Annotated in this window: 11 protein-coding genes and 1 pseudogene; 9 read left to right on the top strand and 3 right to left on the bottom strand. The window is 45.1% G+C overall.

Annotation, left to right across the window (positions count from 1 at the left end; genetic code table 11):
- Positions 1 to 3: 3 nt before the first annotated feature.
- Complete coding sequence (locus tag V7Q13_RS05125; RefSeq protein ID WP_333799602.1) at positions 4 to 2,658, bottom strand: PQQ-dependent sugar dehydrogenase; 2,655 nt, start codon at positions 2,656 to 2,658, stop codon at positions 4 to 6.
- Between the two features lie 503 nt (positions 2,659 to 3,161).
- Between V7Q13_RS05125 and V7Q13_RS05120 the strand changes: the two genes are divergently transcribed.
- From V7Q13_RS05120 to V7Q13_RS05095, 6 genes and pseudogenes are all read left to right on the top strand, one after another.
- A complete protein-coding gene (locus tag V7Q13_RS05120; RefSeq protein ID WP_333799601.1) occupies positions 3,162 to 8,222 on the top strand; it encodes an SdrD B-like domain-containing protein in 5,061 nt (1,686 codons plus the stop codon).
- Between the two features lie 190 nt (positions 8,223 to 8,412).
- Positions 8,413 to 8,919: a GbsR/MarR family transcriptional regulator gene (locus V7Q13_RS05115; protein ID WP_333799600.1), complete on the top strand. Its 507-nt coding sequence runs from the start codon at positions 8,413 to 8,415 to the stop codon at positions 8,917 to 8,919.
- 80 nt (positions 8,920 to 8,999) lie between these two features.
- On the top strand, positions 9,000 to 9,371 hold the full coding sequence (locus V7Q13_RS05110) for a hypothetical protein (RefSeq protein ID WP_333799599.1): 372 nt from the start codon (positions 9,000 to 9,002) through the stop codon (positions 9,369 to 9,371).
- Between the two features lie 66 nt (positions 9,372 to 9,437).
- Positions 9,438 to 10,175, top strand: a pseudogene (locus V7Q13_RS05105) (DCC1-like thiol-disulfide oxidoreductase family protein); the annotation flags it as partial.
- Between the two features lie 30 nt (positions 10,176 to 10,205).
- Entirely contained in the window at positions 10,206 to 10,574 is a 369-nt protein-coding gene (locus tag V7Q13_RS05100; protein WP_333799598.1) for a CoA-binding protein, read from the top strand.
- A gap of 103 nt (positions 10,575 to 10,677) precedes the next feature.
- Positions 10,678 to 11,151: a ribonuclease H-like YkuK family protein gene (locus V7Q13_RS05095; RefSeq protein ID WP_157479685.1), complete on the top strand. Its 474-nt coding sequence runs from the start codon at positions 10,678 to 10,680 to the stop codon at positions 11,149 to 11,151.
- Positions 11,152 to 11,297: 146 nt separating this feature from the next.
- Here V7Q13_RS05095 and yihA read toward each other — a convergent pair whose 3' ends face one another.
- Positions 11,298 to 11,927, bottom strand: a complete 630-nt coding sequence (gene yihA / locus V7Q13_RS05090; RefSeq protein ID WP_333799597.1) for a ribosome biogenesis GTP-binding protein YihA/YsxC — start codon at positions 11,925 to 11,927, stop codon at positions 11,298 to 11,300.
- 68 nt (positions 11,928 to 11,995) lie between these two features.
- On the opposite strand from yihA, the gene dtd reads away from it, so the two are divergent.
- From dtd to V7Q13_RS05075, 3 genes are all read left to right on the top strand, one after another.
- Complete coding sequence (gene dtd / locus V7Q13_RS05085; protein WP_333799596.1) at positions 11,996 to 12,448, top strand: D-aminoacyl-tRNA deacylase; 453 nt, start codon at positions 11,996 to 11,998, stop codon at positions 12,446 to 12,448.
- 217 nt (positions 12,449 to 12,665) lie between these two features.
- Positions 12,666 to 12,992 carry a nucleotide pyrophosphohydrolase gene (locus tag V7Q13_RS05080; RefSeq protein ID WP_157479683.1) on the top strand — a complete coding sequence of 109 codons (327 nt, stop codon included), beginning with the start codon at positions 12,666 to 12,668 and terminating at the stop codon, positions 12,990 to 12,992.
- A gap of 35 nt (positions 12,993 to 13,027) precedes the next feature.
- Positions 13,028 to 14,158, top strand: coding sequence for an acyltransferase family protein (locus tag V7Q13_RS05075; protein WP_333799595.1), 1,131 nt, complete (start codon positions 13,028 to 13,030; stop codon positions 14,156 to 14,158).
- A 182-nt stretch (positions 14,159 to 14,340) separates the two neighbouring features.
- On the opposite strand, the gene V7Q13_RS05070 is transcribed toward V7Q13_RS05075, so the two are convergent.
- A complete protein-coding gene (locus V7Q13_RS05070) occupies positions 14,341 to 15,078 on the bottom strand; it encodes a hypothetical protein (protein WP_333799594.1) in 738 nt (245 codons plus the stop codon).
- Between the last annotated feature and the right edge of the window lie 314 nt (positions 15,079 to 15,392).

Raw genomic sequence — 15,392 nt, 5'->3', positions numbered from 1 at the left:
AGCTTATTGCTTTTGCAGCTTCAATGTTTGAATGAAATACTGACCTTTTGCCTGCATTTGATAAGTACCGGCAGGAAGCCCGTTCATATCAATCAAGATGTTGTTTTGACCTTTTGCGATAGCAGCATTCTGGCTTCTTACAACACGGCCGCTGGCATCGGTAAGTTGCCATTGCACCTTATCTTCTTTGTCGGCAAAAATGCTGAGGGTTGCCTGGCTCTTTACCGGGTTGGGGTAAACTTTTACAACAAAGGCTGCTGCAGAACGAGTAAGTGTTGCTACAGAAGAGTACACGTACTTTCCGTCGGCATCTTTCAACTTAAGCCTGTAGTAAAAAGTGGTACCAACAAGTCCACCAATGGTTGCATCGTTATACCGGTAAGTGTTTGTTGTGCTGCTGTTACCTTTTGCTTTTATAAAACCAATACTGGTAAAATAGCGGCCATCTGTACTTCTTTCAATATCGAAACCATCTGCGCCAGACTCCGATGAAGTTGCCCAGCTTAGAGATGCACTGCTACCGAGCCAGTTAGCTGTAAAGTCTTTGAGCTTAATTGGTAGTACCAATGAGCTGTTGTTGGCCACATAAAATGCACTAAAGCTGTTGATAGTAGCGGTCATTACATACCCATTGGAGCCAAACGCTTCTATTGAAGCACCAGCCACCTGAGCAGCGTTGCCAATCATGCCGGTAACACAGCCACTACCATTTGTTTTAAATATGCCCAAGTCTGCTGTTGTTTCAATACCACTGGCAAAACCTGAACTATTGGTACCATCGCGAAGTGCTTCAAATTCGGCCTTGGTGAGATAAATACGCACACCAACACCACCATTGGTGGTGAAAGGGCCGGCTCCGGAAACAGAAATAGTCATGTTGCGATTGAGGTACAAACGCTTTGAGCCATCTTCTCTTTGCGTGCCGCTTTTGTAAAGAACAGTAGAAACGGTACCCACATTATTTCCATTAGCACGAATCTCCGCTACAATGTTGCCATCAGCATCGGTAATGGGTACCCACAGGTTGGTGTTGTCCGCATTAATTACAACGGAGTTCACTGTTACGCAGGTATTATCGGTACCTGGGGCAATGGGAATGTGGGAAGGAATGGTGCTTTTTCCGGCGTTGTTATTGTAGCCTATGAATTCGTATTTCTGCACACATCCCGGGCAGCCCGGTACAATTGGGTTAAGGGCACTTGGGCCGGAGGTGGTGGCCGACTGGTCCATTATTACAAAAAGGGATTTTCCATCCGGAGCGTAAGTGACATCTCTGAATCGGTTTTGACTGCCAAATAATGTAACAGTGTCACGAACACCATCTACTGTTGTCATTGCCGAGCCATCAGCATTCAATTTCAATCGCAATATTCTACCCCATTTGAGAGATGAGAGCAGGAGGCTGTTTTTCCAGCCTGGAATAACGCTGCCGGTATATATTTCCATACCCGATGGTGCTTCGCTTGGCCAGGCACCATTATTAGTTTGGTTGTTGTAGATAGATGTTACTGTAGCAAGAGATGCATCGTAAAAAGCATAAATCGGATTGCGGTAATTGGCCCCGATAGCGGTAGCATTGTTTTGCTCACCATTGCTTGCCGGAATAGTAGGCAAAGAACCACCCGTTGCGCCTGCTTTCAAACCGTTGTAATTGCCATCATTCATACCTATGACCAAGGGGTGGCCGTAGTTTTTACCACCTTCAATCACGTTTATTTCATCATCGCTGAACGGGCCATGGCTGCTTCCGTATAAACGGCCCACTCCACCAATATTGGCATAAGAAAAGCCTTGGTTGTTGCGAATGCCAATCGACCAAACGGCACTGTTTGTACTGTAAGGGTTGTCGTTTGGTATCCACTTATTGTAATCTACAGCGCCTTGGTCTGCATCTGCATCTTCAGTTATATTAAAGCGCAATATTTTGCCCTGATACGAGGCAGGATCTTGAGCACGGATGATGCGGCTTTGATTGCTAAACTGACCGGCACCCATATCGCCCACGGAATAAAAAAGATAGTTGGTGCCACCTACCGGTGCAATGGTCATGCGGCCAGAGTTGTGGTCGTTGCTACCGGGCAGCGTATCGCACAAAATAATCGGGTTGGTTAATTTACCTAGTGTAGAGTTCCAGGTCCAGCGGGTAAGAAATGTTCTAAAATATTGGCCCTGACCATCTGGGTAAGTGCCCGACACAGTTGTTGTGGTATTTCTGCCCGTATAGGAGCGTACGTAAGCCAAAAAGACATAGGGGCTTGAACCGCTAAAGTCGGGATGAAAAGCCATGCCCATCATGCCGCCCTGCGGCCACTGAAAGTTGCTTTCGCTGCCTGTGAAAGTTCTTTTATGGGCATCAAAAACAGCATTGGTAAGGCCCGAAGTAGCAGCATTGTTTGTGGTATTGTGTTGGATATCTAAGGCAGTGGTAGCAGCACCTGTCGATGGATCAATTCTTCTCACCCGGTAGCCACGGGCTTCGGTTACCCACAAAAATCCATCGGGGCCGTAAGCCACATCCCAAGGGTCAAAAAAATTGGTTTGAAGATTGGTGGATTTAAACACTTCGCCATGACGGCCACCTACAACCTGAGCCTGAGTGCTGGAGTGAATGAGGAGCAACAGGCATAACATACGCACAAGCGTAAAAGTCTTTTGCATAGAAGCAAGGGGGTTAGTAAAAAAATGAATTTCCAGGGCAGTTTAAGGACGCTCAGGGTTTTGCTGCGAAACGTATGCTGGTTTTCAAAGCTCCTGGGTGGGGTGCGTTTGGCTTATTGGCTCACATACGCTCTGATGGGTATCTTATCTAAGCGTTAAAATTATTGTTTAGACATTTGACATTCATCAAAATCGTAAAAAAATAATTGGCAGTTATTTGCAAGATATTGATAATCAATGATTTAATAATTGTGCATTTGACGAAAATTTTATGCAGATGCTGCGCTTTCTGTGGAAAACGGTGTACCTTTACCCTTCAAATGGGTACTCCCATGCTGCTATTCGGATCAAATCCCTTCCTTCTTAAGCTGATTCACCTATACCCTGAACTTAAAAGCCCTGCGCTTTTGTTCAATACCTGACATTCCTTGGACATTCATGGGTTCATTAAGGTTTCACCACCTTAGTCCACCTGATTTTTCATCATACTAGCTGGAACATGTATGATAAAATGGGTCTATAGGATATTAATTATTTTGGGTTGTACCACACCGTTGATGAGCGGTGCACAACTAATTGGCGGCGATGTCAATAAACCAATTAATCAGGTCTATTACATCGGCAACTATAACGTGGGCGATTATATGCCTTCGTTTACTGTTACTGCGCCTACTACCTGCGCCGGTACAGGCTCTGTACGCATCGTATGGAACGGGGGTACTAAATCAACAACTGTTCGGCAAATAGCCCGGCACGGTGGTTTAACGTTCGGGGGTACTTTAATAGCAGGTTCGTCAAATAATCTTACAAGCGCCAACAGTTATACCTACACTTTTACCGGTCTGGCTCCCGGTACTTACACCTTTAGTTTATCAAGAGACCCGTATGATGATATTTTGACTACGAACAACGTAGCAGCAGGTGCCGCAGACGATTGGGCGATTGGGAATTATAATTCAATCGGTGACCAGCAACGTTGTGCCGTCATTGGCGTTATCATCATGCCAAGCACCGGAAACCTGCCTAATATTACCGCCACAGCTGAAGCTGCCACAAGTTGCATTAGTTCTGTGGGCCGCGTCGTTATCACCGGCCTTACACCAGGTACAACTTATGAATATGCCACCTTAGTTGGTGGTACTTACACCAGCACAGGTGTAATACCAGCTTCCGGGCAGTTTACAATTAATAATCTGTATCCTGGCAATTATCCGGTTAAGATAAGGGTGGCTGGTACCACTTGTTATCGTGAGTTGAACATTAAAGTACCAAGCCCTGTTGGGGTACCATGTTTTACTACCGATGAACTGATAGATTTTGCGCCAACTGGTACCAGTATCATTACCAATGGCAACTTTGGTACTGCTGCGGCAACCATGCCTAGTTTGGCAGGTACACCAGGTGTTACAGATTATACAGCGGTTGCAATTGGTAGTGGTCAGCCACAAGACTCCAGATATGCCATTGCCCGCTCTACCGATAATGCAGATAACGGTGGTGTTGTGGCTTTTAATGGTAGGCTGCGCAATTTGCAATATCCCCGACAGGGCAACCATATTTTTGCCTGTTTGCAAAAATCCAAAGATCATACAGGATCTGTAACTCAAGCCGATGGCACTACCAATGGATTTATGATGGTGGTAAATGCCCACTACAGAACCGACAAAGTATTGTTTTTACAAGGCCTTAACCTGATACAAGGCCGTACTTATCAGTTTTCTTTTTGGGCAAAAAACTTACAGCCATTTATGCCTAAAAATAAAAACAATGGTACTGCCGATGGCGAACCAACTTACCAACCTATTGTGCCAAGGTTGGGCCTGGTAGTAAATGGTATTATTTATGATTACGCTGAGTTGGGATATGTAGTAGAACCTGCTTCTTATTCCTCTTCTACCTACCTTACCCAAATGGGTTGGGAACAATTTAAAATTCGCTTTACTGCTCCGGTAAATAACAGCAATTCAAACGTGGGTATTTACAACCTCCAACAAGGAGGTTTTGGTAACGACTTTTTGATTGATGATGTGGAGTTGTATGAGATAACTTATATAGGCGATAAAGTATGGAACGACCTGAATAAAAATGGCCTGCAGGATGCCGACGAACCTGGTATGGCTAACATTACCGTTACCCTCAACGATGCTTCAGGAAACCCAATAAAAACAACCGTTTCAGACGCTTTTGGTAACTATAAATTCAACGTGCCTTACAATACCGATAACTATTCTGTTTCATTTATTGCACCACCAAACTACAGCTTTACTGCAAGGGTTGGTAGTGGTGCTACACAAGCAAATGATAGCGACCCAAATCCTGTAAACGGTCGCACGGCCAACTTTACACTTACGCCTGGTACCAGCCAGCGGGATATTGACTGCGGCCTCATTTTTAATACTCCTACTCAGTATGCTTCCATCGGCGATTTTGTGTGGATGGATAATGACGGCGATGGTATTCAGGATGCTGGTGAAGCAGGCGTATCTGGTGTAGTTATTTCTCTTTTCAATAGTAGCGATGTGCTGGTGGCCTCTACTATTTCAGACGCAAGGGGTTTTTACCGTTTCGACAGGGTGAATCCAGGACAATATCGTATTGGTGTTACTACCCCTCCAGGCACTATAGTTACGCTGATAAATCAAGGTGGGAATGATGCGGCAGATAATGACATAAATACAACAGGATTATACGCTGGTCGTACAGATTTGATAACCCTCACTACGGGTCAAACCATTTCTAATGTAGACATTGGCTTGTTTATTACCGATGCTACCCGCTACAGCATTGGCGACCGTGTATGGAACGATATCAACAATAACGGTATTCAGGACGCTGGCGAACCGGGCATACCCAGTGTTGAGCTTTCTCTGTACAAACCCGGAGCTGATGGATTGCCCAACACCGCCGACGATATCTACATCGCTACTACCATTACTGATGGTTTTGGGGTGTACCAATTCAATGATCTGGACATTACTTATTACTTCGTGAAGTTGACGCTGCCTGCCGGATATGCTGTGGTAGCAGCCGATCAGGGAAGCAATGATTATGCAGACAACGACATTCAACCCGCTACTTTGTGCTCTCCACTTATTGGTTTTTTGGTGTGGGATTTAAATGTGTACCATGTAGACATTGGCTTGCGCCTTACCAATCCTCCTGCCAATTGGTCATCTATTGGTGATGTGGTTTGGAACGATTTAGATGCCGATGGCATACAAGATGCGAATGAGCCTTACATGCCAGCTATTACAGTTACATTGTACAATGCCCTTGGTGCCGTGGTTAGCACCACTACTACCGACTCATTGGGGTATTACCGTTTTGTAAATGTGGCTCCAGCAAATTATGTATTGGGCTTTAGCAATTTGCCAGATGGTTATTTGTTTAGCCTGCAAGATCGGGGTGGTAATGATAATATCGACAGCGATGTAGATGCACTTACGGGTTTAACTAACTTGTTTGCACTGGCTGGTGGCGTTACCAACCTGAGTTTTGATGCAGCTATTCGCCAAGGCAAAAACCCAGGTACAGGTTCCGTCGGCAATCTGGTTTGGATAGATTTGGATGCCGATGGTGTTCAGGATGAAAATGAAACCGGCGTATCCGATGTTACTGTCACCCTACGTGAGGCGGGTGCTAACGGTATTTTAAATGATGCCGATGATGTATTGTACACAACCATAACCAATGCTTTGGGTGAATATTCATTTACCAATTTGCCGTCTTCTCACAAATACCGTGTAGAGTTTAGTAATATCAATACCTCTTGGTATACACTTACTACGCTGAATGCCGGCGCCGATGATAAGTACGATAGTGATGGCTTGCCATTGGTAGGAAGCACTTCTGTAACCAGTGATTTTGGCCTGGCTGAAGGCGAACAAAAAATTGACATTGCACTTGGTTTATTGCTTACTGCCAGCAGCAACAGAATAATTGGTGACCGTGTATGGCTGGACCTGAACCTGAATGGTATGCAAGAGGCAGGAGAACAAAGAGGTATACCCGGTGTAACCGTGGACCTGCTGGATGTAGGCGGTAATCTGGTGACCATTGGTGGCAAAAGAGTACAAACAACCACCAACAGGAGCGGCTACTATCGTTTTTATGGTTTGGCCGATGGTACATACTTTCCAAGATTCAGCAACTTGCCTGCGGGCTTTATGCTTTCACCCATTGACCAGGGTGGCAATGATCTTATTGATAGTGACGTGAATGGTGTAAATGGCCGTGTTACGGCTGGTTTACCAATTACATCTGTAGCTCGTACCAATTATACCGCCGATTTGGGTGTTATTCCTCTGGCTAGCTATATAGGCGACTATGTATGGAACGATTTGAATGGCGATGGTATACAAGATGCCGGCGAACCAGGCTTGGCAGGCGTAACCGTTACATTATATAGCGATATGGGAACACCGCTGGGTTCAACTGTTACTGATGCTGCTGGTAAATATTATTTCTTCAATGTACCGGCCGGTAATTATACCATGGGTTATAGTACCTATCCAACCATAATGGAGTTTACATTGCAAGAGGCTGCTCCCGCTGCTAATGGTAGCGATGTAAGCCGAACCACTGGTCGCACCAATGTATTTACAGTTGTATCTGGTGTAAATAATATTGATGTGGATGCTGGCCTTCGTGCATCATTCATTGGTCGTGTGGGAGATTATGTGTGGGACGACTACGATCAGGATGGCATACAAGATGCTAATGAGCCGGGCGTAGCAGGCATTACCGTGCAACTCATTAATCTAAACACAGGACAGGTAATAGGTGAAGCAGTTACAAAAGGCAATGGCTTCTTCCAATTCTTTACTGTACCAATTGATGTACCACTAAGAGCCATTTTTGCCAATGCCATAGCCAACTTTACCGTAGCCAATCAGGGCAATGGAAGTAACGACAGCAAAGTGGATGCCAGCGGTGTAACCATCAGCAACTTTACGCTGCCATACGCTTCCGGTATTTACAATATTGATGCTGGCTTAATCAGGCCTCCGGGTGCACTGCCTGTAAAAGGTTTGACACTTAGTGCCAGCAAACAACAAGAGCATGTAAACCTTACCTGGAAAACAATATGGGAAGCCAACACACAAACTTGTGTGATAGAAAGAAGTACGAACGGGCAAACCTTTACCCGTATTGCAGAAATGCCAGCTGTGGGTAATAGCAACAATGGCCACCAGTACTATTTCATCGACCGGAATGTACCTGCCGGCAGCTTGTATTACAGAATACGGGTAATGGATAAAGATGACAAGTCGCTTACTTCTAACATAGCAGTGGTGAGTAGCAATATAGCAGTAGCTACAACGGTGTACCCCAACCCCGTGCATAAGCAACTGTATATAACCTTGCCACAAAAAGGACTCTATCAGGTACACCTGATGAACACTGCCGGACAAACGGTGTACAGCCAAACGGTTGACGGCAGCCAGGGGGGCGCTACACATGCAATTACCCGGAAGCATTGGCCTGCCGGTGTATATCGGTTGGTGATCGCCGACACATCAGGAAAAACAGGAAGCAGTGCCTTCAATGTCATGTTCGATTGATGATTCCTCATCGCCGTCACGCTTACCCCCCAAATTACAAATGGCTGCCCATGCGGGCAGCCATATTGTTGCAGTTAGTGTTGATTGACCCATATATGACCAGCCACAATTCCTGAGTGCTGCACCATTATTAAATTTTTTTCTTTCAGAAATAATTGAAAGTTTAGAATGATTGCTGTAGTTTTATGTCATGCAATTAGCAGATGCCAAAAATCAATTTGTAGCCGCCTGGGGAAGCTTCGGCAGCAACTGGGGAATTAACCGAACTATGGCTCAAATTCATGCATACCTATTGGTGAGTACGCAGCCGCAAAGCACCGAAGACATTATGCAACAACTGAGTGTGAGCCGGGGAAATGCCAATATGAACATCAGGGAGCTCATTAATTGGGGGTTGGTAGACAGGGTAGTGGTGCATGGCGAACGCAAGGAATATTTTCAGGCAGAAAAAGATATTTGGAAAGTGGCCCGCATTATTGTACGGGAACGGAAAAAGCGGGAACTGGAGCCCATGCTCAAGTTTATTGAAAGCCTGCAGCAGGTAAACGAAGGTGGTACTGAAGCCGACATACAGGCATTTCAACAAACCATGGAAGGCATTCGCAAATTTGGCCGGCAAACAGACCAAGCTATGGAAGCCATGCTAAAAGCAGAGGAAAGCTGGCTGGTGAGCACCTTACTCAAGCTGGTGAAGTAAACAAGAAAGGCAAGGAGGGAAACCTCCTTTTTATAGAATTATAAGTTTCAATAATTTCTGAAAATATAAATAATTCAATCATGAAAATGCTGCACAAAATTGACTACTACGGACAGCTGTTGCTCTATGCCATCATAGCTGTGCTCATGCTTTGGAAAATCGATTATTTCTATTCGGCCTATCTGCTGATGGGTGGCTGGCAACTGCTGAGTGTGCTGTTGCATTTGCCCAACCGGTCGTCTTTCATCCTGTCAAAACAGCGGCAATATTATCAGTGGGTTTTACTTGCCATCATCATCATTTTTCTGGCAGGTATCATTTTACCTGTGCTGGTATGGTTTGGCCTCATGTTACTCATGTATGTTTCACCAGTACTCGCAGTTTGGTACACCATCATCACCCGAATAGAATACATGCACAACTATCGCCGCCAGCTCATCCCCACTCACTAACATATCTGTTCACCTTACAAATATTTTACCATGTCAGCAATACAATATCAGTGACTCTACGATGCCGACTGTCCGCTTTGTGTATGGTATACCGGATACTTCAAAAAACATGGCTATTTACAACCCGCAGAAGTAGTACCCATGCAGCAGGCTAACCTGCAACAATTACCGGGCCTTCACCGCCAAAAAATGACCAATGAAATTCCGTTGGTCAATATTGCACAACAGTCTGTGCGTTATGGTACAGATGCAATCATTGCGATCATTGGTAAAAAGCATCCAACCCTTGCTAAAATAGCTTCCTGGAGAGCTTTTCAGCCGTTCATCAAAACCTTGTACAGCTTCATTTCTTACAATAGAAAAGTAATTACAGGTACCTTGCCTTCTTGCAGCCACATGACTTGTGCACCTGCATTTCATTTGCGGTACCGCATAGCTTTTGTTGTGTTGATGCAGCTGCTCATGAGTTCGGTTTTTATATCTGGAATTGTTACAGGTTTTGACATCCCGTTTGCCCTGCATGCAGGCTGGTGGATGCTGGCCGTATCTGCTATATTGAGCATCGTTTTTTTCTTGTCACAAAAGCTGCAGCAGTTGTGGATGGAAATATTCGGTCAAATAACCGTGTGGTTGTTGTTGACTTCAGTAGGTGGTTGGTTGCTGGGTAATGTGCAGCAGTATTTGCAAAAGCCATGGTTAACAGCAATAGTAGGCACCTTTTACTTTTTGCAATTGCTTTGGCTGCAAAGCAAACAGCGCTGGCAATATGTACAACTGCAAATCAGCATGTATAAAAATAAATAGCCAATGGTGCATCTATAGTATTTTTAACCCATGAGTGAGAGCAAAAAAACGGTGATCATAGGCGCTTCAGACAACAGCAACAGGTATAGTTATATTGCAGCCAACCGATTGGTGGCGCATGGCCACGAAGTTGTGCCCATTGGTATAAAAAAAGGCAGGGTAGCAGGGCTCGATATCATTACCGACCATCCGGCGCTGGAGCAGGTTGATACCATTACGATGTACATCAATCCACAGCGCCAGCTGGCGTATTATGATTACATCCTCAGCCTGCATCCCAAGCGGGTGATTTTTAACCCCGGTACAGAAAACGACGAACTGGAGGAAATGCTGCAACAGCAAGGCATACAAACCATGGAAGCCTGCACCCTCGTTATGCTGAGTACCGGGCAGTTTTAATCAGGTTATTCACTCAATGCATAGCAAATTGTTCATAAAAGCATGACAAACATTGATGCGGGCAAAGGCTGTTCAACAGTAACTTTAAAAAACCCCTTCAAGTATGCGTTGGAGAAAATTCAATGGCGAAACCATTAGCCTTCCCATTAAGCAGGCAGTGGAAGACGCCATCAAAAGAGAACACGCCATTGGCAACAAACTCAAGGTGTGCATTGGTACCGATAGTCAGGTAAAAGGCATCGATACAGAATTTGCAACGGTCATTGTATTTCTGCGGGAACGTAGTGGCGGATTTATGTTCATTCACAATGAACGAACCACACAAAAATTCAGCATCAAAGAACGCATGTTGGTAGAAGTAGCCAAGAGCATTGAAATTGCTTATGAGCTTTGCGACTTGTTTACCCAATATGAGGTAGATATGGAAGTGCATGCGGACATCAACACCAACCCCAGTTTTAAAAGCAACGAGGCACTGCGGGAAGCCATGGGCTACATACTCGGCATGGGCTTTGCCTTTAAAGCCAAGCCAGAAGCCTTTGCCAGCAGCAGCTGTGCCAACAAAGTGGTGAATTAAATAAACACGGGACTGTATCAATTACAGTCCCGTGTTTATAATAGTCTTTGATGTTTGTTTAAATATTACAGCAATCCTTATGGAGAAGGCTGGCGCAACAATGCGCTATTTAAAGATTGTGCATTGTTGCAAACAATTTTGATGCTTTACGATACTGATTTCAAAATGCCCTGCACATAATTGAGTATTTCTTGCTTGCCACTTTTGTCGGTGCTGCTACTGATGAAAAAAGGCGGTAATGCTTCCCAATTTTCCCGCAGGGCAGCAGCAAATAAATCTACGTTGCGTTGCAACCCGCCTGGTTTCATTTTGTCGGCTTTGGTAAACACAATGGCAAAGGGCAACTGCCATTCACCCATCTGGTTCACAAATTCAAGGTCGATGGTTTGTGGTTCGTGCCTGCTATCAATGAGTACAAAAGTGGTGAGCAGGTTTTCTCTTTTGCGCAGATAATCTTCAATCATTTTGCCCCAGCTCTTGCGGTTTTTCTGGCTCACTTTAGCATAGCCATAGCCGGGCAAATCTACCATATACCATTCCGCTACCGATTTTGCAGTTGCACTGTTGCGGCTCTTTACCACAAAGTGGTTAATCATTTGTGTTTTGCCGGGAGCAGCCGATGTTTTGGCCAGCCGTTGTTGGCCGGTAAGCATGTTTAGCAAAGAACTTTTGCCCACGTTGCTGCGGCCAATAAAAGCGAACTCCGGCTTATCTCCCGCAGGGCATTGGGCTACTTCGGGTCTGCTAATCAGGTAGCTGGCATTGATGATTTCCATAGCTGGCAAAAATAGCCATTCTGAATCGGATGGCTCTGGCAACCCTTTTCCTGATTAATTTGCCACCTATGAGAGTAGTAATACAACGGGTAACCGAAGCCAGCGTAACGGTGGAGGAAAACGTAACCGGACAAATAGGATTGGGCCTGCTGGTGTTGGTAGGTATAGAAGATGCCGACAGCACAGAAGACATGCAATGGCTGTGTAATAAAATAGTAAACCTCCGCATTTTTGATGATGCTGACAAAGTACCCAACCTGTCGGTAAAAGACGTGGAAGGCGGCATCTTGCTCATCAGCCAGTTCACCCTGCATGCAGCTACCAAAAAGGGCAACCGGCCTTCGTACATCCGGGCCAGCAAGCCCGATTTTGCCAAGCCCATGTACGAAAAAATGATAGCGCAACTCAGCACCGAATTGGGCAAGCCCGTGGCCACCGGCATCTTTGGTGCCGATATGAAAGTGCAGCTCCTCAACGACGGCCCGCTGACGATTGTCATTGATTCAAAAAACAAAGAGTGAGGAAAGACCGAAAGTCGGGAAGACTGAAAGACTGAAAGACTGAAAGTCCGAAATAAGGAAAGACGGGCAAACGAAGTCCAATCCCCAATATCAACTACCTTACTCTACAGCACCTCTCCTTTGGAGAGGTCGGGAGAGGATAAAAGAATCGTAAAACGAAAGTCCGAAAGTCCGAAGTCTCCAATCTACCCCCGCCAACCACCAACCATCAACTATCATGACTATCGAACAAGCACAGCAGCAAGTAGACCAGTGGATCAAAACCGTGGGTGTCCGCTATTTTAATGAGCTCACCAACCTCGGCATACTCATGGAAGAAGTGGGCGAACTCAGCCGCCTCATGGTGCGAACCTACGGTGAGCAGTCGTTTAAAGAAAGCGACAAAGGCAAAGAACTGGCCGATGAAATGGCCGATGTATTATGGGTGCTCATATGCCTTGCCAACCAAACCGGTGTAGACCTCACCACGGCCCTGCAAAAAAACTTCGAAAAGAAAAATATCCGCGACGCCAACCGCCATCAGCAAAACGAAAAATTGCAGTAAAGTTTTACCGTACATTCAGGGCAGAAAAAAGCTATATGACTGCTCATGCTGCCACTCGTTTCAAAGCCCTCGATGTATTTCGTGGGCTCACCGTTTGCCTCATGATTATTGTAAACACGCCCGGCGATGGCAGTGTTTCTTTTTCGCCCTTGCAGCATGCTAACTGGCACGGCTTTACGCCCACCGATTTAGTGTTTCCCAGTTTTCTTTTCGCAGTAGGCAATGCTATGAGTTTTGTAATGCTCAAGTGGAGCAACATGCCGCAGTCGCAGGTGCTGCTCAAAATAGCCAAGCGAACATTCATTATTTTTCTGCTGGGCTATCTCATGTATTGGTTTCCATTTGTAAAGTATCAGAATGGAGCTTATGTTGCTTTTCCTTTTGCTGAAACACGGGTATTTGGTGTATTGCAGCGCATTGCGCTTTGCTATGGTGCTGCAGCACTCATGGTATATTACCTCAAGCCCAAAACCATGTATTGGCTTAGTGCAGGTATGTTGCTGTTGTATTGGGGTTTGGCCTATTGGTTGGCGCCTGCCGGGGCCGATGCATTGAGCCTCGAAGGCAATGCAACGGCAGTGCTCGATAAGTGGCTCATTGGCGAAGCCCATATGTACCATGGCGATAGCATTGCCTTCGACCCCGAAGGTTTGCTGAGCACACTGCCTGCTATTGTAAATGTGGTGGCCGGTTTTGCTGCCGGCCGGTACATACAGCAACAAGGCCGCAGTTATGAAATGCTGGCCAAACTGCTCATGGCTGGCGCTGTGTTGCTGGCCGCAGCCTATGCATGGGATCTTGCTTTTCCCATCAACAAAAAACTGTGGACCAGTTCTTTTGTGCTGCATACCGTTGGCCTCGATTTACTCATTTTATCCGTGGTGATGTATGTGCTCGATTTTGCCGGCCGCAACCGTTGGGCCTACTTCTTCGAAGTGTTTGGCAAAAATCCATTGTTCATTTACCTGCTCAGCGAAGTAATCGCCATCCTCTTGTGGTTCTTCCATACTGCCGATGGACAGCCCATGTATCAGTGGGTGTACCAAACCTTCTTCGGCTTCATTGGCGGGCCGGTAGGTTCCTTGCTCTTTGCCCTTGCTGTCATGATGGTTTGCTGGCTCACCGGCTATGTGATGGACAAACGCAAGTGGTATGTGCGGGTGTAACGACCTTTTATTGATGCAATACAAATGTGGGGCTGTCAGCAGCAGTACATCGCCCGGCTGCAGTCCGCCGTCTTACAGGCTCACTGCGTTCGGCCCTGCACTGCGTTGCGGGCTTCGGCCTGCGGCCTCACCTTCCAGCCAGCGCAGCCCTTCGGCAGTAGTGCAAGAATTGAATGAACATATTATTTAGAAGAATCCAAGAAAGATTGGATCTTCTGAATTGTAGATTCAATGTCATTTTTTAATATACCAGTTGGGTGGCGGACATTGCTATAAGCAAGCAGAAAGCTTTGTAGAAATCGTAATCCTTGATTGGAAAAGTGATTTGTAATTGCAGATGTTAAGAATTGTGACTCTAATAGGAAATCTCGTTCATTGCTTATGTCATGAATGAGATTTTTCTTTTTTAGATATTGGAAGAGGTCGCTTTTATTAAATGTGGTTTTTCTTTTTTCAACATAAGTTCCAAATTCAGAATTCTCATTAGAGATTAAATCAAGTTTATAAATGACACTTCCGCCATGAGCAAGTAAGTTTCTTAGTTTAAACAAGTGCTGGATATCCTCCCAAGATTTTTTGCCAATCGTTTTCAATTCGATTTCGGCTATGAGATTTGCTTTTGATTCAAGGTCTTTCCATTGAGATTTGAATAATTGTTCTATCAAGTCATCGAGAATTCTTCTTGTATCAAAGTCGTTTGTTCGATTTGCAGTTTTATAAGGTTTGCTATTATGAATATGTTGTATCAAAGTGCTTGTAATTGCTCCTTCAATTGCTGAAGCCGTTTGCATTAAAATCGTTGCATTCAACGCTTTTAAATCGCTGTTTTTTGTTACATGGTTCCTATAATCTTGAATGTTGATTACTCCATGAAGTAGAAATTTCCAAGTAGAACTTGTGATAATTGCTTGGCGAATCATCTTATTTTTTTGTAAGTATTGTATAGGAAAAGATTACAGATATATTTTGATGTATCAGAACTCGTTTTTTGGATTACGATTTCTATTCGAAGATCGAAATAGAATCCGCAAAATCCGTTTCATCCTCAGAATCCGCGTCCAAGAAATCCGTGAATTTGTGGCCATAAAATTATCACCGCCCTTTCAGGGCTCTACTTGTTGTATGCATATTCCACGGGCTACGCCCGTGGCTACAAAAGTATCGCCCTTTCAGGGCTTTGGCAGCCTATCAAATCATCACCAATAAATCTGTGAACATCCGTTCCATCCGCAAA

Source organism: Phnomibacter sp., assembly GCF_036803085.1.
Taxonomy (GTDB): Bacteria; Bacteroidota; Bacteroidia; order Chitinophagales; family Chitinophagaceae; genus Phnomibacter.
The sequence above is the reverse complement of the archived record's forward strand: the minus strand, read 5'-3'. Positions and strand labels throughout refer to the sequence as shown.